Here is a 20,090-nt window from a genome sequence, read left to right on the forward strand (position 1 = left end):
TCATTTTAAAGAGTGAGACAGTTGATGCAAAGGGAAATATTTATATCAAGAAGATTCTATCACTCTTTAAAAAAGTGGATCTTTGCCTGAACTATAAATAACACTCTATGTGTTCATGTCTTTTATGGTATTGAATTGATAAGTCGTAGAACTAATTTTTTCTTGTTTTGGATGTAATGCGATTGAACCAAATTCCGGGAAATGAACGGCATCAGGAAATTCTTGGGGTTCAATTGCTAATCCATAGTTTGAGTGCATTTTTTGACCGTGAATCCAAAAATTTGCTTCAAACCCAGTCGTAGAAAATAATACCATACTTTTATTTGTTGTTGCTATAGTCAGTTGACGACCAGCTTGTTTTTCTAATAAGGTCAGTGTTTTTTTTTCGGGTGTTAGAACAAAAACATCATCTAATCCTTTGGGGTAATAGTCCAGAATTTCTTTTAAGGTATGTGGACGATTAAAATCTAAAGGTAAATCATGAGCGGCAAGTAATTTTCCAGTAGGAATTTTTTCATTATCTAATTCCAGTAGTCCTTTCATTTGAACCGTTAGTTCGTGGTCATAAATTTCACGTTTGCCATTTCCAGAAAGATTGAAATAAGCATGATTGGTTGGGTTACAGATTGTTTCTGTTGGACTGCTAGTTTTTATAATCATTTCTAATTCGTTTTGGGTTAATTGGTAAGTAACAGTGGCTGTGATGGGACCCGGATACCCAGAAAAAGAATCTTGCAAAGTAAAGCTTACGCCGATGGTAGTGTAATTTTTGAAAACTTCTGCTTCCCAATATTGAAAAGACCAACCGTTTGAACCGCCATGAATATGATGCTTGCCTTCATTTTGTTCCAATTGATGGTTTGCCCAAGAGCCATTTTTAATTCGGCCGGCAACTGGTCCAACCATAGCCCCAAAGTAACTTTGATCGGTTAAGACGTTGGAAAGGGAGTCATAGGTCAATAAAACATTTTCTAAGTGGCCTTTTTTATCAGGGGCAAATAATTGATGAAGTCTAGCACCGTAGTTGAGAAGAACGACAGTAAGTGTGTCGTTCTTCAATGTTATTTTTTTTAGTTTGGTGTTGGGAATTGATGTAACAAAAATAGAAGACTTAGACATGTTCTTGCCACTTGCTCTTTAAGTAGTTTATTGTAAGATACGTGGTATCAGGAACTGTCGAAATCTCTTTTTCAAGTTCTTTTATTCCAACACCAATTGGAAATGCGCCGCTTGCAATGATTGCTTTTATCCCAGCTTTGGCATCTTCGATTCCGATACATTCTTGTGGGGCTAAGCCAATTTCTTTAGCTGCTAATAAGAAAATATCGGGGGCGGGTTTTCCATTTTGAACCATGGTAGGATCGGCGATAGCATCAAAAAAGCGAGTTAACTTCATTTTAGCAAGAAGAAGCGAGCCGTTTTTGCTGGCAGAAGCTAAGGAAACTTTAATGTTGGCTTTTTTTAATTCTTCAAGCAATGCCACTATCCCGGGGAAGACGTCATCAGGTGTAATTGTTTGGATCATTTCAAGATAATAATCATTTTTTCTTTTAGTTAATTCATGAAATTCTTTTGTTGAAAAATCATTTTCTTTCTTTCCGTGTGCAAGCAGTAAGTGTAAAGAGTCTTCTCTACTGACACCTTTTAAGTGTTCATTAAAAGTACGATCGATTGTAATCCCAATTTCTTTGCCTAATTTTTTCCATGCCTGATAATGAAATTCTGCAGTATCAGTAATAACTCCGTCTAAATCAAATAATACACCTTTAAACATCTAATTCCTCCTTACGTAAAGGGATGTCTAATTGATCTTTTAAAAGATAAGTTTTCTCATAAACTGTTAATGGACAAGGTTTGCCAGAAACTAATGTTACAGTGACTTGTTTATTTGATATAGCGACAAAGATTAATCGATCGCGATAATTGACATGGAAGGAATAAGCATCCCATGTTTTTGGTAAAAAGGGAGCAAATCGCAATTGCTTATGGTCTGTTTTCATTTGTGCAAATCCTTGAACAATCGCTAACCAACTTCCTGTCATTGAGGTAATGTGCAGACCATCTTCTGTATCGTTGTTGTAATTGTCCAAATCAAGGCGAGCAGTGCGTTGGTACATCTCTACTGCTTTGTCTTCCATTCCTAATTCGGCAGCTAAAATTGCATGAATACTAGGGGAAAGAGATGACTCGTGAACGGTCATTGGTTCATAGAAATCAAAATTTTTCTGTTTTTCTTCTTTTGTAAAAGAGTCACTGAAAAAATAAATTCCTTGAAGAACGTCGGCTTGTTTAATGAAGCAAGAACGCAAAATTTTATCCCAAGACCAATGTTGATTTAATGGCAGTTCATTTGCTGATAAGGCAGACACCGGCAATAACTCTTTGTCCAAAAATGTATCATGTTGAACAAAAATTCCTAATTCTTCGTCCACTGGAAAATACATATTTTCGGCAATTTCTTGCCAATTTGCTAATTCTTCTTCCTTGATTTGAACAGTTGTTTCTTTTTTGAAATTTAAATAGTTTTCTCGAGTGTACGTTAATACCCATTGAGCGATTTTGTTGGTGTACCAATTGTTATTAACATTATTTTCATATTCATTCGGACCTGTCACGCCGTGAATCATATACTTGTTTTTTCGTTTAGAAAAATGAACGCGGTCCGCCCAAAAGCGAGCAATTTCCGCTAGAACTTCCAGTCCTTCATTTTTTAAATATTCGGTATCTCCAGTATAATTTGTGTAATTATAAATCGCATAAGCAATTGCACCGTTTCGATGAATTTCTTCAAACGTAATTTCCCATTCATTATGACATTCAATGCCCGTGAAAGTGACCATTGGGTATAAGGCTCCTTTTAAACCTTGCTGCTTGGCGTTGTGAATTGCTTGTGGCAATTGATTATGGCGGTATTTGAGCAGATTTTTAGTTACTTCTGGTTTTGCTAAGGCAAGATATAGCGGAACTGCATAAGCTTCAGTATCCCAATAAGTGGCACCTCCATATTTTTCGCCTGTAAATCCTTTTGGTCCAATATTTAGGCGCTCATCTTCTCCATAGTAAGTAGAAAATAATTGGAAAAGGTTAAAGCGAATCCCTTGTTGTGCTTTGTCATCTCCTTCAATAACTACATCCGCTAATTCCCAGCGTTTATCCCAAGCGGCTGTTTGTTCTTCTTTTGCTTGTAGGTGGTGAAGATGCAAGTTATTGAATTCTTTGATTATTTGAGAGACTTGTTGGTCTTTTGGAACGTCTCGACTAGTAAGTACAAGTACTTCTTTATCTAAAAAAATAGATTGATTGGTCACTAAGTCAAAAGAAAATAGGCTGTGTACTGCTAATGTTTCTTCGTGAGAAACAGGTTGTGCTAATTGCCCGTTTACAAAATGACGCATCGCCGAAGTTACTGTAAATTGGTCAATTGAAAAATTATTTGGGATTGTTTGAGTTGTTAAATAAGCGATTTCTTTTGTTGTACCACATCCGATTTCATTCCAAAAACGTTCATTGTAGTTACTGTCTTCGTTTTGAACATTGCTATCTAATTTAGAAATGACTTTAACTGTTCCATTTCCTTCGAGCATTTCTATAGCTAAGCGAATATAAGCCGCATTGTTTTTAATGATACTTAAAAACCGTTCAAAAGAAATACGTACTTTATTTTTAGGAGTAGTGACTGTATAACTGCGAGTTAGTACGCCATTTTTCATGTTTAATTCCCAATAAAAATCTTCCGGTTCGATTTCTGCTAAATCAATTAAGTGATCATTAATATAAATATCCATTGCAATAAAATTAACGGCATTAATTATTTTACCAAAATATTCGGGATACCCATTTTTCCACCAACCTACTCGTGTTTTATCAGGGTACCAGATTCCTGCAAAATAAGTTCCTTGATGATGGTCACCGGAATAAGTTTCTTCAAAGTTTCCTCGCATCCCCATGTAACCATTGCCAATGCTTGTCAATGATTCTTGTAAACGCAAATTTTCTTTATCAAGTTTTGTTGTACGGATTTTCCAAGGATCAATTTGAAATAAGCGTTTTATTTGTTTCATTGTGTACCTCCTAATAGATTTCATTTATATATTCATAATAAACGCAATCGATTGCGTAAGTCAATGGAAAATATTTTTAAAATCACGACTGTTTATTAAAAATAAAAAATCTATTTTTAATAAACGATAAATCTTTGTAATTAAAGTATTTAGTGTTTTTTTAAAATAGCTAGCGTAGATAGAAAAAATAAAAATAAAGCATTTACAAAAAATGAAACAACGTCTATAATAGCTAATAACGAAACCGATTGCATAAAGGAGACTGTAGTATGAAAAAATTACTAAATTTTGAGTTTTGGCAAAAATTTGGAAAGGCTTTAATGGTGGTTGTGGCAGTAATGCCAGCTGCTGGGTTAATGATTAGTATCGGAAAATCAATTCCGTTAATTAATCCAGATGTAGCGTTTTTAGTGACGACAGGTGGTGTAATTGAAAGTATTGGTTGGGCAATTATTGGCAATTTACACTTATTATTTGCTTTGGCAATAGGTGGAAGCTGGGCAAAGGAACGTGCTGGCGGAGCTTTTGCTGCGGGAATTTCATTTGTTTTAATTAACCGCATCACAGGCGCAATTTTTGGCGTAACAACAGAAATGCTCGCAAATGAAGACGCTTTTACACATACGCTTTTTGGAACGAAGATCATGGTTAAGGGATTTTTTACTAGTGTATTAGAAGCTCCAGCATTAAATATGGGTGTGTTTGTAGGAATTATCGCCGGTTTTGTTGGTGCGATGGCTTACAACAAGTATTATAATTATCGAAAGTTGCCAGATGCATTATCTTTTTTCAATGGCAAGCGATTCGTTCCGTTTGTAGTAATTTTGTGGTCAACGATTGTTGCTTTAATACTTGCAGTTATTTGGCCAAACATACAAGCAGGAATCAATAATTTTGGGCTTTGGATTGCTCAATCACAAGAAAGTGCACCAATTTTAGCTCCATTTTTGTATGGAACGCTAGAGCGCTTATTATTGCCATTTGGTTTGCATCATATGCTAACTATTCCGATCAATTATACGCAATTAGGCGGAACCTATGAAATTTTATCCGGCGCTCAAGCTGGAACGCAAGTGTTTGGTCAAGATCCGTTGTGGCTGGCATGGGCCACTGACTTAGTGAATTTAAAAGGTGCTGGTGATATGTCTCAATATCAATTCGTGTTGAATAATTGGACACCCGCTCGTTTTAAAGTTGGTCAGATGATTGGTTCATCAGGAATTATGATGGGGTTAGCTTTGGCAATGTATCGGAATGTAGATTCAGATAAAAAAGCAAGATATAAATCTATGTATTTCTCAGCTGCGTTAGCCGTTTTCTTAACCGGCGTTACGGAACCATTAGAATTTATGTTTATGTTTGCGGCAGTTCCTCTTTATGTGGTTTATTCAGTAATTCAAGGAGCAGCATTTGCGATGGCTGATATTTTGCCTTTGCGTGTTCATTCATTCGGTAATATTGAGCTATTGACGAGAACACCATTAGCAATTAAAGCAGGACTTGGCGGAGATTTACTCAATTTTGTTATTTGTGTCATTTTATTTGGTGTTTTCACTTATTTTTTAGCAAATTTCATGATCAAAAAATTTAATTTTGCTACGCCCGGACGTAATGGAAATTATGATAATGATAGTGAGGAAAAAGCTACCTCTCAAGCAGGTGAAATTGATCAACAAATTGTCAAAATCATTCACCTACTAGGAGGAAAAGAAAATATCAAAGACGTAGATGCTTGCATGACAAGGTTGCGTGTAAGTGTGGTTAACCGTGAAAAAGTTGGTTCAGAAGAGGAATGGAAATGTGCCGGAGCCATGGGATTGATTGTAAAAGATAATGGTGTCCAAGCAGTATACGGACCTAAAGCCGATGTATTAAAATCAGATATTGAAGATTTGCTGCAATCAGAGGCAATGATTCCCGAACCAACATTTCAAGAAGAATCAACGCAAAAAGAACGTGTGATGCGGGGAATACAAAAGAAGCTATACGCAGTAGCGACGGGGGATTTAATTGCTTTAACTGAAGTGAATGATCTGGTCTTTTCAAAGAAAATGATGGGTGATGGATTTGCTATTATTCCAACAAACGGCAAAGTGACTGCACCAATTTCCGGTAAAATTGTCAGTGTCTTTCCTACAAAACATGCGATTGGGATGCAAACCACAGAAGGAATAGAAGTATTAATCCATATGGGGATTGATACAGTTAAAATGAATCAACCGGCTTTTGAAATATTGGTCTCACAAGGTCAAGAGGTAGTTGCAGGTTCGCCTCTTGCGCAAATGAATTTAGCCCAAATTAAAAACGAAGGAAAAGAAACAACAATCATTGTTGTTTTTACGAATAATGACGACCAAGAAGTTTATATCAAACAATTAGGTGCAGTTGAAGCTGGAACAGTCATTGGTGAAATAAAATTATGATCGAAGACATTCACTAGATTGATCCTTTCTACCTTTCTATCTTTTAAAGAATTGAGCATTTGGAAGTGTATTAATGATTTTGATAGTTGTTCTTCTTTTATGCTCAAATCAAATACATTTTGTCACAAGCTAGATAAACAGTGTTTCAAAGTCTGCTCTTTTGTAGTAAGATAACGACAGAAACGATGGCTGTCATTTTCTCTGTCGACATCTTACTACCTAGAGCGAATCGGCTTTGTGTAACTTCAAGGAGAGTATTCATGAAAGTAATGACTTTAAATACCCATAGTTGGTTAGAAACGAACGCTTATGAAAAATTAAATAAGATTGTAGAAAAAATTGTTACTGAAAGGTATGATCTTATTGCATTACAGGAAGTAAATCAATCGATGGATATGGAGATATTAACAAGAAACGAATTAAAAACATTTTGTGAAATAAAAACACAAACGCCTGTACGCAGCAATAATTTTGCCTATTGTTTAGTTCAATTATTAGCCCAAAAAGGCGAAAGTTACTATTGGAGTTGGGAAATGAGCCATATTGGTTATGAAATTTATGAAGAAGGAAATGCCATTCTTTCTAAAAAACCACTAGTTAGTCAAGTGCATACAGTTTCTGAAACAAAGGCAAAGGAAAATTATCGCACGCGAAAAATTTTAATTGGACAAACGAAGATTGAAGACCAAACCATCGTTGCCGCCAGCTGTCATTTTTCTTGGTGGATTGATGACATTAGCGGTTTTGCATTTGAATGGAAGCAACTAGAAACTTATTTGTCAAATGAAAAATATCCAGTATTTTTACTAGGAGACTTTAATAATCCAGCAGAAAAATCCGGCTATGATTTAGTCGCAAAAAGTATCTTGCCAATTATTGATGCTTATAAACGAGCACAAGAAAAAGATAATCAAGCAACTATTGAAAAGAAGATTGATGGCTGGGAAAACAACACCCAAGCGTTACGGATTGACTATATTTATGTTCCTAAAGATAGCGTAGTTAAAAAATATCAGCGTATTTTTGACGGCAAAACAAGTCCGATCGTTAGTGACCATTATGGAATAGAAGTTACATTAACATACAAATAAGAGAAAAAACACCCTGAGTAAATAAGAAAGCAGTCATTTATTTACTCAAGGTGATTGTTTTTTAAATAGTTAAAAACACAAGCAATAAGCATCTCTCTTCTGCTCTTTTTGCTTTGAAGCAGTTACCAAGTTATTTTCATTTGAAGCTTCTGTTTGCTTTTTTTGGTTTTCTGCTTGGTTGTTTTTTTTCTGATTCACCGGGTTGCTTTTTTTATCCTTTAAAAAAGCTTCAATCGCTTCTATGCTATTCATTTCTTTAAGAGAACCGGGGGTAATTTTTACTTTACTCTGGTCATGTTCATGAGTAGTATCTGGCATGTTTTCTTGTATTTTTTTGGGTTGCTCTTGTACGACTTCTGCCGTGTTTAAAGCAGGCTCTGGTGTAAGAGCTGGATCCTGTGCATGAGCGATCACATCTTTTACTGATTTTTGAGTGACGTCTGTAGTATTTAAAGCAGCTGCATATGTATGAGAAACTGCATGAACACGTATAAGTTCTGCTACAAGCTTGTGCTTTCTAGGAGGTTTTTGTATTTCCTCATTTGATAGTTTTTGAGTGGCAATTTCTGTGTTTAAAGTAGCTGCTTGTGTACAAGGCACCGCATGAACACGTATAAGTTCTGCTACAAGTTTGTGCTTTCTAGGAGGTTTTTGTATTTCCTCGTTTGCTAGTTTTTGAGTGGCAATTTCTGTGTTTAAAGCAAATCCTAATTTAGGAAAAGGCTCGTATGTATGAACGATCGTATCTTTTTTATTTAAAAGTACAGGTATCTTTTTTTGGGCTTCATTTTGTTGAGCTTTTTTTCGTGCTCTTACAAAACGTGGATCCTTGTCTGTAACTAATGTTCCTCTATATATTTGAGCTGTTGGGCTATGAACTAAAGGAATGCTTCCTTCTTCTATTAATTCGTTAGTTTGATCAACAGCATCTTTTCTTTTTTGAGAATCTGGTTCTTTTAGAACTGTTTCGATTGCCATTATGGTCCCTCCTTATATAAGCATCATTATATTTCAAATAGTAAGAACAAGGGGAAATAGTTTTTCTAAAAATAAGAAATAAAGTTTTTAGCAAAGACTTAAAATACAGCTATCTTTTTTCTAAAAACTTTATTTATGAAAAATCGATTTCTCTTTAGTTTTTTTATTTAGTTGTTGAAGCTTTGTAACGATTGTTGATCGATAGACAGAATAAAACTAACCAACCGATCAGAGTGCATGCAACGGCAAAGTAAAAGAAGGAAGGCAGGTCATAATAAAGGGTGACTTCATTGATTCCATGATGTTGTTTTACAATAGGGGTACCGATGTCTGTCAATTTGTAATCTGTCAATTTTTTGCCATGTTGCAGTAGAACGGTTCCCGCATAGACAATGACTGGTAAATGTACAGTCTTTTCACCGGTGTTTTTCCATTTAATTGTTAAACGTCCTTCTTGATGGGACTTGATAAAAATTGTTTCTCCTTCTAAAATTTCTTCGTTGTATCGATCATATTTGTTTGCCTTCGTTTCTTTGTAAATCGGTAAATAATCTGGAGTTGTTTTTTGAAAAACAAACAAACTTTTGGACATGTCGTGACTATAAAAGGTTTTTCGTGCTTTTTCTGGTGTATCAAATAAATACGTATGACGGCTAACGAATGTTTCATTTTTCCATCTATCCAAATGCTGTTGAAGATTTTGAATTGTTTGAATAGAGGCAGTTAAAATAGCTATGAAGCTTAATAGACGATACCAATTTTTTTTCTCCCATTGATTCAAAGCAAGCGCTAGAAACACTAAAAAAAGTAAGGTAAACGGCACGAAAAAACGAAAAGGAAATTGAATTAAACGAATAAATGGTACATCGTTTTCAACTAAAGATGTCCAAGGAATCAAGCTTGTTGAAAGGAGAAAAAAAACAATACTTGTACGCAAAAGCAATTTAGTAAATATGTCATAATGACGCCGAAAGAGCAGAAACAATAAAAAGCCGATCAATAAAAGGATAGGGAAAATTTTAGGATAAGTTAACCAATAATGTCCATCCAAATTAATTGCTTTTTGGCTCATCTCTCGGTTTACAAAAGGGGGCAAAATCTGGTTTTTACAATAGACTAAAGCTAATCCTACCCAAATATTGGCTGTTAAAATGAAATAAAACAAGACTGATTTGACAAGTTGTCTGATTGCTTTGCTTTTTTTTGTTTGAGTAAAGAAATAAGATAAATAAAAAGGAATATACATCAAAACTAACATTACAGAAGACAGCAAATGGATTTGTGTCATTAATGCAATCGAGGCGGATACTTTTAGAATAGGAAATTTTTTGTGAACTACGAAATCAACTAAAGGGATCATACACAAGGGGTAAAAACAAGTTCCCCAGCTGGTAAAACCTTGATTGATAATCCAATATTGAATGGCATACGTCGTCATAAATAAAAGCGAAATGGGTACACTAACCCAATTTTTTATGTTCATGTATTTTAATAGAGTCAACATTGACCAGCCGGAAATCAAGTAAAGAATAAAATTTGACAAAATTTGGTAATGGAACCAACTTCCCGAAATCAAGACGATCAAGCCTTGAAAATAAGCAAAGATTGGACCGTAAACAGCATTTACGATTCGACCGCTTTGTTGAAATCCATACATGGAAGGAAAATAATGAAAATCCCAATTGGCGAATTGTTCAGCAGTTTCGTAAAACCGATTATAATGAAAGGGAGCATCTGCACCAATAACTAAGTTATGTGTAAGAATGGATGGCAGAATAAATAAAATTGCAAAAAGTAAGATTGTTAAATACGGAATATATTTTTTCAATTGTCGAACTCCTTTTTAGTAAACTTACTAGCTTAATCATAAAGGTTCACAAAACTAGAGGCAAGAAATTCGAAAAAATATAAAAAACTTATCAACATCCCTATGTTTTTCTTAAAACTATAGGCAAAGTCATTTTTTTCTAAAAGAAAGAACTACATAGTTGTTATAAAGAAACATGTGTTTATTTACTCGCTCGTAAAGCCCATATCTTTTCTTCTAAAAAATAAGGGGAGAAGGATAATAGTCGTTATTTATTTCTTTCTCATGTTTCATGTCAACAATCATGAAACAGACTATACTAAATGATTAACGGAGATACTGGAAGAATAAAAAAGAAAGAGAAAAAATAGAATGAATTATCACAAATTGCTCAGCTTTTCAACGTAAAAGAAATTTAGATAATTCACTTTATTTTATGTGTATTAACAGTTATTTAATAATTGGACGAAATCAGGTTTTTCACTAGTCGGTAAAATTTTGTAAGTTAGTTCATTGGTTTTTTCATCGTGGATAATATAAAGTTTTGTGTTTTCTGTTAGTTCTTTAAAATCACCAATCAACAAAATGGTGTATCTTTCATCGATCAATTCGATGTCTTTGATCGCTTTTGAGAAAACTTTGCGGACATGGTTCATTTTCTTAAGTCGATTTTCTGCTTTTTCAGCAGCTTTGGTTAAAGTATAACCTTCATCTAAATATTTTTTGATGATCTCAACTTTGATGACGGTAGGCAAACGATATTTTCTAGGACAATTCGTATCATCTGCAACGGAATGAATAAAATTTTTTTGTTCCCAATAACGCAATTGACGAGGAGAAACTCCCACGATTTCACTAAGCTCACTAATTCCCACTACTAATTGATCATTTTCTAATAACTGCTTAAGGGATGCTCCTACCATTTTCAATCTTCCTTTCAAGTTTTCTACTTCCCCTAATTATACTTTCGATAACTTGCATGTCAAGTGGGTTGACAAAACAAGTGATTAGGACTAAAGTATTCTAGTAATTTCAGAAAAAGTTCAGAAAGAAGGAGAAATATGAGCAAAAATCAACCGGTAGATATTCATGGAAAACCATATAATCGTTCATTGCTAGTGGTCGTTTTATTAATGGGAACTTTTTGTACGGTTTTGAATCAAACCTTATTAACAACGGCTTTTCCTACATTGATGAAAGATTTCAATATTTCAGCATCAAGTGTTCAATGGCTAACGACTGGATTTTTATTGGTTAACGGGATCATGATTCCGATTACCGCTTGGCTAATCAACAAATTTAGCTCAAGAAATTTATATTTATCAGCCATGTCAATTTTTTTAATTGGGACAATTACTTGCTTTATCGCCCCTAACTTTAGTACGCTGTTGATTGGACGTTTGATTCAAGCCTGTGGCGTGGGGGTATCTATGCCTTTATTACAAAATATTATGTTGTCAATCTTTCCGCCAGAAAAAAGAGGATCGGCCATGGGAATGTCGGGAATTGTTATTGGTTTAGCTCCTGCGTTAGGACCAACTTTATCAGGATACATCATTGACAATTATCATTGGCGTGATCTGTTTGGCATGGTACTGCCAATCGTTGTTTTAGTATTGGTGTTAGCCTTTTTCTTAATGAGAAGTGTAATTCCACTATCAAATCCAAGCATCGATCTTTTCTCTGCACTTTTATCAACGATCGGTTTTGGTAGCTTGCTGTACGGCTTTTCAAGTGTAGGAGATGCAGGTTGGGGCAGCGTAAAAGTCATCGGTTTTTTGATCGTAGGTGCCGTCTTTATTGCCTTGTTTGCATGGCGTCAGCTTCATTTAGAACATCCATTCTTAGAACTTCGTGTATTTAAATCTTCTACTTTTACCATTGCTGCTGTTTTAGCTGGGGTAACTAACATGGCCATGGTAGGTGCAGAAATGGTTGTACCTCTTTATATTCAAAATATTCGTGGTGAATCAGCCTTTCATTCTGGTTTGATGCTGCTGCCCGGAGCATTAATCATGGGGGCAATGATGCCAATCACAGGCGCCATTTTTGATAAACATGGAGCAAAACGTTTAGCAATTATAGGAATGTTTATTTTAACCGCTGCGACGGCACCATTTGCTTTCTTAACAAAGACAACTCCTGTTTTGTATATTGTCATTTTTTACGCAATACGAATGTTTGGTATTTCTATGGTAATGATGCCAGTTACTACTTCTGGCATGAACGCTTTGCCAAATAAATTAATTAGTCACGGAACTGCTGTAAACAATACCTTCCGCCAAATTGCTAGTTCAATCGGCACGGCTATTTTGATTAGCGTCTTAACTAACGTGACAAAAGACAATCTTCCGGGAAAATCAGTATTAAATCATACACCATTAGCTTATAAAGAGCAGGCAATCAATGCTACGTTATCCGGTTACCACGCTGCCTTTTTTGTAGCAATTGTCTTTGGAATGATCGGCTTTGTCATTGCCTTTTTACTGAAGAAAAAAGAGCCCATGGTGGCGAAAGTGGGGAATAAAGCATGATTATCGTTGTCTTGATTATTAGTTTACTGGCTTTTGCAATCATTAATATTTTTGCAAAAAAAGCGTGGCAAACATTTTTATCATTGATTTTCGGTTTAGTCTTTGTTGCATCATTGGTCTTAATCGTTGCTAACTTATCTAACCACTTTGGCATGGAAAAAGAAATAGAAGTCAAAACAACAGATATTGTATCTAGTACAGATTCAAAGAATTTTAACATGCTTTTACATCAAGCTTTAGGTGATGGTTCAGAAAAAGTCTATCTTTATCGAACCAATGAAGATCAAAAACAGCCAAAAGCAACCGGCACCGATCACGTAACCAATCAAGTAGAACAAACAACTGACAAAGCTCAAAAAGTAACTAAAACTACTTATTGGGTCTACAAAAATGATCAATACAAATTTTGGTTTAATTTAGCAAAAAATAACCATGAATATGACAAACAAACCAATCTATTTAAAATTCCTACAGACTGGATTGAATTTAGTACAGATCAAGCCAAAACATTTGCTCAACGGGTAAAGCAGCAGCAAACGACAATAGAAAGTGAAGCAAAAATTTATATACAAGAAGGTCTTGCAAAAGCAATGATTAAAAATCCAGCTATGACAAAACAAGAACAAGCAACACTCACTAAAGAATTAGCAGCAAAGTTTCAGAAACAAGCACTCGCTAAGTTAGTGCAAGAAGTTCAAGCGAAAAAATAGTTGAATGTAGTGAAGAAAGCAAAAGGGTCAAATCGTTTTATGGAAAAAATAAAAACTTTTTGAACTTATTTGGCGGCTTATTTCAAAGAGCGTTCTTATACATCATTTAATCAACTAGAAAGTGCGTTGTTTCACCCAAAGAAATAGTCAACCTCCCAAAATTAACTTGTCTAATTTTGGGAGGTTTTTCTCTTAAAAAGAGTAAAAATTTAATGATGAAGATGTTCCTGTTTCATTTGTTAAAAATGCAACATTCTATCGAAATAACTTGACTTATTTGTATGATAAAGGGAGTCACTAAAGAAAAAAAGTATATAAGCATAAAATAATAAAAAAAGAAGGGAGAGTAAAAGAGGGTAAAATAAAGATAGAAACTAAAAAATATTTGGGAGAAAAAACGATCGGAACAAGAAAGGTTCAGTCTCAAACAATAAATTGAAATAGCGAGAAATGATGTGTTGTATTTTTATGACTACCAATTTTTTTAAGCAGCAGCTTTTGATTTTACAAAGCAGTCACTGATTAATTTTTTTCTGTTCCGATCTCAAGTGAAAGGGATCAAGCAATTTATTCTGCTCGTAAGGCGATAGCAGCATCTTTTTTAGCAGCCATTTTAGCGGGAATATGTCCGCCTAGCATCGTTAAAATGGTAGAAATGATCACCAAAGTAATAGCATGGACTGGATTTAATTGTGCTACGTTTTTTAAATCGGTCATTTGGTATAAAAGATAATTAATAGGAAAAGTGGTTAGCCAAGCAATGAAGACGCCGAGTAATCCAGAAGCGATTCCTAAAATGCATGTTTCGGCATCAAATACACGTGTGATATCTTTTTTGCGAGCACCTAATGCTTTTAACACTCCAATTTCTTTAGTTCGTTCAATCACAGAAGTATACGTGATGATGCTAATCATGATCATACTTGTTACTAACGAGATGCCAGCAAAAGCAACCAAGACGTAAGTGATCGCCCGCATCAACCCACCCGTTAACTCTGTCATTGTACCGGCTAAATCAGAATAGATAATTTTATCTTTTTCATTTTTTCCGTTATTGTAATCATCCAAATAATTAAGAATTTGTTCTTTGTCTTCGAAGTTATTTGGATAAACCATGATGCTTGTTGGCGTGCTATCTCCACCTAAATGACTAATTAGCGATTGCTTAGTCATTTCATCTACTTTTTCGGTAGTTAATACATTTATGTCACTTTCTTTTTGGGCTTTTACAATGTCAGATTCTTTATTTTTATTTACAATTTGTGTTGTTAATTGGTCACTGTAAGCAATTCCCGGTGAAAGTAAATTCATGGTTGAAGAAGATTTTACACGTAAAATACCTACTATTTTTACTACGTCTTTTGATTTAGCATACATTTCAGCATAATTAGTATTTGGAACAAAGTTGCCAGTTGACAATTTTGTATAATAATTATTGTTGTTAATGATTTTGAATTTCGTACCGACGATTTCATTAAAGTTTAGTTTTTGACCATCTTTTACATTAAAGCCAAGATTTTTTAAAGCATTAATGTTAGTATTATTATTCCCATCTACGATTAAGACTACTTCATTAGCAGAAGAAGGATAGCTTCCGGCAAGTAACGAATAGTTGGCTTTTAAAAAGTTTTCCTTTTGATTGTCTAATTGTGTGGGAAAGGTAGAAACACCAACACCTGTCATGGCAGACATTGTGCTTGATAAAGATAACGCTTTTGAATCAGGATTTTGGTTGGAGAAGCTAACAGGCTGCACCTTGCCATCTACTTGTCGAAGCATATTGATGCTGGTGGCGCGAGTAAATCCAATATTATTACTCAAATCAGGGTCAATATTTTTAACATAATTGATGTAATTTTGGTCGATTCTATTGGTATGCTGTGCTTTGTCTTCCTCGCTGATTTTAACAGTTATCGTTTTTGTTTGTGGATAATCGGCTTTGCTGGCTCCCAATGCAGTGGAATCAGTGGAGCGATTTGTTGTTACTTTAGCAATTGTGATAGGAAATTTTGCCATCGTTTCAGATTGGGTTTTATCAATTTGTTTTTGAAATCCAGTAGATAAAGAAAGAACGATCGCGATACTGATAATTCCAATACTTGAAGCGAAAGAAGTTAAAAACGTTCGTCCTTTTTTTGTGCGAATGTTATTAAAAGAAATTTTTAAAGCCGTCCAAAAACTCATCTTTGTACGACGCAAATGGAAGTGATCGGTTTTTGGATGTTCGATATGAGGATTAGAGTCAGTTAAGATTTTTCCATCTGAAAATTCAATGATACGACCTGCGTAGTGGTGAGCAAGCTCAGGATTATGCGTCACCATGATGACCAATTTTTCTTTCGACAGTTCTTGAATCAATTCCATAATTTGAAGGCTTGTTTCAGTATCTAGTGCTCCGGTAGGTTCATCACATAACAAAATATCTGGATCATTGGCAAGAGCTCGAGCAATTGCTACACGCTGCATTTGTCCCCCAGATAATTGATTGGTTTTTTTATGTTGATGCTCGGATAGACCTACTCGAAGTAAAGCTTCTTTTGCTTTTTTATGTTTTTCTTCTTTTGAAACACCGCTAAGGGTCATCCCTAATTCAACGTTTTCGATGATTCCTAGATGTCCAATTAAATTGTAACTTTGGAAAATAAAACCGATTGAATTGTTGCGGTAGGCATCCCAATCACTTTCTTTAAAATCTTTTGTTGATTTTCCATTAATCACCATATCACCAGAGTCGTAGTTGTCTAATCCGCCAATTACGTTTAACATCGTTGTTTTCCCTGATCCACTTGGACCTAGTATTGCCACGAATTCTTTTTTTCTAAAGGCGACAGATACACCATCTAAGGCTTTAGTTGTTGTTTCACCGATTTTATAATATTTTTTTATTTCCTTTAATTGAAGCATATTTTTCCTTCTTTCCTTTTCATTTATTTGATCTACTATAAGTATATCAGAACCACAAATAGTGTATAGTTAATGAATGTTAACTGAATATAAATAATCAAAAACAAATAGGAAATTTTTGTAAAAGAAATCATATATTAGTCGTAGAGGATGAAAATTTATCATTGCTTTATTGTTCAGCGTTAGAACATGTTTTTTAGTGTTTCTATCAGTAATTGAGGAACCTATGACAATGAGATGATGTTTGAGAAAGATTATTATAACAAATATTGTGAATGTTGAAATAAACGGTTATGGGAAAGTAATTTTTATTATACAAATTTTTGACGTATTTCAATTTTTACAAATCAATAATTAATAGAGGATATTGATATTTGAAGATTAAATCCAAGTATAGAAAAAGTGACAAGAAAAAAACATGATCTAAATCTAATATTGATTTTCAAGCATGCTGGAAGTTGGAGTAGGAAGAAACTCGTTTTTAAAACAGTAATTAAATAAAAATATAACTTAAACATTAATAAATAAATTTACTGTGTAGTTATATTCAAGAAATGAAATATCGTGAATATACATTAGCTAAAAAAGAAAGAACAAATTTTTTTCTAAGGGGTACTTGTACCAATTCTTCGCTGTTTTCCCATCGCGTAACTTTTGGGATTATAGTAAAATGAAAGAAGAAAGAACAAAAAATACATAGGTAGAATATAAGGTGGATAAAAAATGAAAATAGATGAATTAAAACAAAAAGAGTTACAGTTGGAAATAACGAAACTGCATGCTTACATAACGAGACTTAGTAGCAAATACTATGATGCCGAAAAAGAACGAGTAATGGTTGATTACCCTAACAACTCTGAAGGTAGGCAAATGGAACAAGTGTATAATGAAGTATTCAACGATTTACTAAAAGTAAAAAATGAGTTGGATTATTATGCACTGCCTATTTTAGATACAGGAATTTTAAAGTATAATGAGGAAAAAGAACAGTTTGTTTTTAAGTCCGTCCGCGAGGATTTGCTTCTTTCTGCTGGAATGGACTTAGAAATTTTGATGGAAGATTATTTTACAGAAGAAAAACATTGGATACGCACAAGTTTAGAATACTTGCCGCAAGCTTCTGGTGGTCCGCAAGCATGTGGTTGGTACGTCACAGAAGACAAAGCGTTAGATTTAGAAGGAGTGATGGCAAGAATTAGAAAAAAACAATGAGATCAATCTATTTGAGAAAGGAAACGATCAATGAAAGAAAAGAAAGCAGTTTATGTCAATGGCTACGTCGGATTAGTTGGTTTTATTTTATTAGCAGGTGCAGGTGGCTTTTTATTGTATTTAGGGATGACAGGAACAACAATCTTTTTGCCGATTTTAGGAATCATCTTTTGGTTAATCGCTCTTGCCTTTTTAAGTTCGGCTACGGTTGTTAGCCCAAATCAGGCAAAAGTTATCTTATTTTTTGGTCGATACGTAGGAACAATACGAGAAAATGGTTTTTTTTTAACCATTCCTTTTACTCAAAAAATAACTATTTCTTTAAAAGTGCACAATTTTAACAGCTCTGTTTTAAAAGTAAATGATTTAGAAGGAAATCCCATCGAAATTTCTGCAGTCGTTGTTTTTAAAGTGGTAGATACAGCAAAGGCATTGTTTGACGTAGCTTATTATCGTGATTTTGTTGAGATCCAAAGTGAAACAGCTGTCCGACATATCGCAAGTCAGTATCCTTATGATACGTTTAATGAAGAAGATTTAACTTTAAGAGGGAACACGACTGCGATTTCAGATGAGCTGGCAAAGGAATTACAAGAACGTTTATCCGTTGCAGGTGTAGAGATCATTGAAGCGCGCTTAAATCATTTAGCGTATGCTACTGAAATTGCTAGTGCTATGTTACAACGTCAACAAGCTCAAGCTATTTTGGCGGCTCGTCAAACGATCGTAGAAGGCGCTGTTACTATGACGCAAATGGCTTTGGAACAAATAGAACAGGGTCAAAAAATCAACTTTACTCAGGAACGGAAAGTACAATTAATTAATAACCTGCTTGTGTCGATTATCACCGACAAAGGAACACAACCGGTCATCAATACAGGAAATGTAAAAGAACAATAATCTGTTCTTTCATCAAAAAATAAAATAATTGTAACAAGAACGAGAGCTTAGCTAGAGATAAGCCGAAATTTCCGAAAGTTATTTCTAAATTTTTGTGAAATTTGGGCTTATTTTGCATATATCCCTATTTCTATCTGATTTTCTTGCTATTTATTCGCTTTTTTTAAGAAGTTTTTTGTGTTTTCTTGTGGCTATTTTTGAATATATGACACAATAAATGACAATATTGAAAGACCTTTGACAGTTAAATCAAAGGTCTTTTGCGCTGTGTTTATTTTATAATTGTTCTATCAAATGTGAAAGAAGGAGAAGAAATGAAAAAACTTCTGCTCGGAATAATCATTTCTATCATAACGTTGGGTCTAGGCGTTAGCTTCTGTATTTTTGGCGGCCTGCATTTTGTAAAGAAAATGATTATGGGAGGAGATAGTTATTATACTCAAGTTACGATCAACGGGGAAAAAAATGAAATAAAAGATGTGCATGATGAAATAGTTACACAATATAAATATACGCTTATAGGGTATGACATAAAAGGTAATGAAAAAGTATTGGTCTTTAAAGGGCAACAACCACGTCCTCTGAGAAAAGGAGCATATGTAAAAATTACTTGGAATGAAAAAAAAGGAGTCACTTCCTATGAAGAAGTGAGACAAAAGGACATCCCTAAATTAGCAAAAGAAAAATTAAGTAAAGGATAGATGGAAATGGCTAAAATTGTTGAAGTTCAAAATGCAACAAAAATATATGGTAAAAATAATGAAAAAAAAACGCAAGCACTAAACGGTATCAATTTTGCGGTAGAAAAAGGAGAATTCATTGGGATCATGGGTGCTTCTGGTTCTGGTAAGTCTACTTTATTAAACATTCTTTCGACGCTAGATAAACCAACGAAGGGACATATTCGCATCAATCAAAAAGATGTTACTAAGTTAAAAGGGAATCAATTAGCTGATTTTCGTGCTAAAGAAATCGGTTTCATTTTCCAAGATTTTAACTTATTGGAAAATTTAACGGCTCGAGAAAATATCGCTGTGCCGCTTTCTTTACAAGGCGTAAAACCAAAGGAAATTAGAAGGCGAGTAAACCAAATTGCGGAGCGTCTGTCTATTACTCACATACTGAGTAAATATCCATCAGAAATATCAGGGGGACAAAAACAACGGGTAGCCTCTGCGCGTGCGCTAGTAACTCGACCTACGATATTATTAGGAGATGAACCGACTGGTGCGTTAGACTCTAAAAGTGCGCGTGAGCTATTGGACATGATGGAAGAATTAAATACACAAGATCAAGTCTCTATTTTACTAGTAACTCATGATCCTTTTTCTGCAAGTTATTGCCAACGCATTTTATTTATAAAAGATGGCGTGATTCATAAAGAACTCAGACGCAGTAACCAAAGTCGTGAGATGTTTTATCGTCATATCTTAACTATCTTAGGAAACTTGGAACAGTAAGGAGGAAAAA

The 20,090-nt window shown here is 34.5% G+C and carries 15 protein-coding genes; 8 read left to right on the plus strand and 7 right to left on the minus strand.

The features are described from left to right. Window positions 1-105: 105 nt before the first annotated feature. From RV14_RS06300 to RV14_RS06310, 3 genes are read right to left on the minus strand one after another with little or no spacing between them, the layout of a single operon-like run. Complete coding sequence (locus RV14_RS06300; RefSeq protein WP_071855446.1) at window positions 106-1,119, minus strand: aldose epimerase family protein; 1,014 nt, start codon at window positions 1,117-1,119, stop codon at window positions 106-108. Then, complete coding sequence (gene pgmB, locus RV14_RS06305) at window positions 1,112-1,774, minus strand: beta-phosphoglucomutase (protein WP_071855447.1); 663 nt, start codon at window positions 1,772-1,774, stop codon at window positions 1,112-1,114. Before pgmB ends, RV14_RS06300 begins: the two co-directional genes overlap by 8 nt. Further along, window positions 1,767-4,061: a glycoside hydrolase family 65 protein gene (locus RV14_RS06310; RefSeq protein WP_071855448.1), complete on the minus strand. Its 2,295-nt coding sequence runs from the start codon at window positions 4,059-4,061 to the stop codon at window positions 1,767-1,769. Before RV14_RS06310 ends, pgmB begins: the two co-directional genes overlap by 8 nt. Window positions 4,062-4,330: 269 nt before the next feature. On the opposite strand from RV14_RS06310, the gene RV14_RS06315 reads away from it, so the two are divergent. Together RV14_RS06315 and RV14_RS06320 are read left to right on the plus strand one after the other, a co-directional pair. Beyond that, a complete protein-coding gene (locus tag RV14_RS06315) occupies window positions 4,331-6,484 on the plus strand; it encodes a PTS transporter subunit IIBC (RefSeq protein ID WP_071855449.1) in 2,154 nt (717 codons plus the stop codon). Window positions 6,485-6,744: 260 nt separating this feature from the next. Beyond that, window positions 6,745-7,575, plus strand: a complete 831-nt coding sequence (locus RV14_RS06320; protein WP_071855450.1) for an endonuclease/exonuclease/phosphatase family protein — start codon at window positions 6,745-6,747, stop codon at window positions 7,573-7,575. 69 nt (window positions 7,576-7,644) lie between these two features. Here RV14_RS06320 and RV14_RS06325 read toward each other — a convergent pair whose 3' ends face one another. From RV14_RS06325 to RV14_RS06335, 3 genes are all read right to left on the minus strand, one after another. Then, entirely contained in the window at window positions 7,645-8,553 is a 909-nt protein-coding gene (locus tag RV14_RS06325; protein WP_071855451.1) for a hypothetical protein, read from the minus strand. 163 nt (window positions 8,554-8,716) lie between these two features. Beyond that, window positions 8,717-10,381 carry a hypothetical protein gene (locus RV14_RS06330; RefSeq protein ID WP_071855452.1) on the minus strand — a complete coding sequence of 555 codons (1,665 nt, stop codon included), beginning with the start codon at window positions 10,379-10,381 and terminating at the stop codon, window positions 8,717-8,719. Between the two features lie 422 nt (window positions 10,382-10,803). After that, window positions 10,804-11,283 (minus strand): MerR family transcriptional regulator, encoded by a 480-nt coding sequence (locus RV14_RS06335; RefSeq protein WP_071855453.1) that lies wholly within the window; start codon window positions 11,281-11,283, stop codon window positions 10,804-10,806. A gap of 138 nt (window positions 11,284-11,421) precedes the next feature. On the opposite strand from RV14_RS06335, the gene RV14_RS06340 reads away from it, so the two are divergent. Together RV14_RS06340 and RV14_RS06345 are read left to right on the plus strand one after the other, a co-directional pair. Continuing rightward, a complete protein-coding gene (locus tag RV14_RS06340; RefSeq protein WP_071855454.1) occupies window positions 11,422-12,894 on the plus strand; it encodes an MDR family MFS transporter in 1,473 nt (490 codons plus the stop codon). Next, window positions 12,891-13,604 (plus strand): DUF4811 domain-containing protein, encoded by a 714-nt coding sequence (locus RV14_RS06345; RefSeq protein WP_071855455.1) that lies wholly within the window; start codon window positions 12,891-12,893, stop codon window positions 13,602-13,604. Before RV14_RS06340 ends, RV14_RS06345 begins: the two co-directional genes overlap by 4 nt. Before the next feature lie 567 nt (window positions 13,605-14,171). Here RV14_RS06345 and RV14_RS06350 read toward each other — a convergent pair. Further along, window positions 14,172-16,508, minus strand: coding sequence for an ABC transporter ATP-binding protein/permease (locus RV14_RS06350; protein ID WP_071855456.1), 2,337 nt, complete (start codon window positions 16,506-16,508; stop codon window positions 14,172-14,174). A gap of 723 nt (window positions 16,509-17,231) precedes the next feature. Between RV14_RS06350 and RV14_RS06355 the strand changes: the two genes are divergently transcribed. The 4 genes from RV14_RS06355 to RV14_RS06370 all read left to right on the plus strand — a co-directional run bounded on the left by RV14_RS06355 (window position 17,232) and on the right by RV14_RS06370 (window position 20,080). Continuing rightward, window positions 17,232-17,720: a DUF5348 domain-containing protein gene (locus RV14_RS06355; protein ID WP_071855457.1), complete on the plus strand. Its 489-nt coding sequence runs from the start codon at window positions 17,232-17,234 to the stop codon at window positions 17,718-17,720. Between the two features lie 30 nt (window positions 17,721-17,750). Continuing rightward, complete coding sequence (locus RV14_RS06360; RefSeq protein WP_071855458.1) at window positions 17,751-18,620, plus strand: SPFH domain-containing protein; 870 nt, start codon at window positions 17,751-17,753, stop codon at window positions 18,618-18,620. Between the two features lie 314 nt (window positions 18,621-18,934). Further along, window positions 18,935-19,321: a YxeA family protein gene (locus RV14_RS06365; protein ID WP_071855459.1), complete on the plus strand. Its 387-nt coding sequence runs from the start codon at window positions 18,935-18,937 to the stop codon at window positions 19,319-19,321. A gap of 6 nt (window positions 19,322-19,327) precedes the next feature. Beyond that, window positions 19,328-20,080 carry an ABC transporter ATP-binding protein gene (locus RV14_RS06370; protein WP_071855476.1) on the plus strand — a complete coding sequence of 251 codons (753 nt, stop codon included), beginning with the start codon at window positions 19,328-19,330 and terminating at the stop codon, window positions 20,078-20,080. The last annotated feature ends 10 nt before the right edge of the window (window positions 20,081-20,090 follow it).

The sequence above is a fragment of the Enterococcus ratti genome (genome assembly GCF_001886195.1).
Lineage (GTDB): Bacteria > Bacillota > Bacilli > Lactobacillales > Enterococcaceae > Enterococcus_B > Enterococcus_B ratti.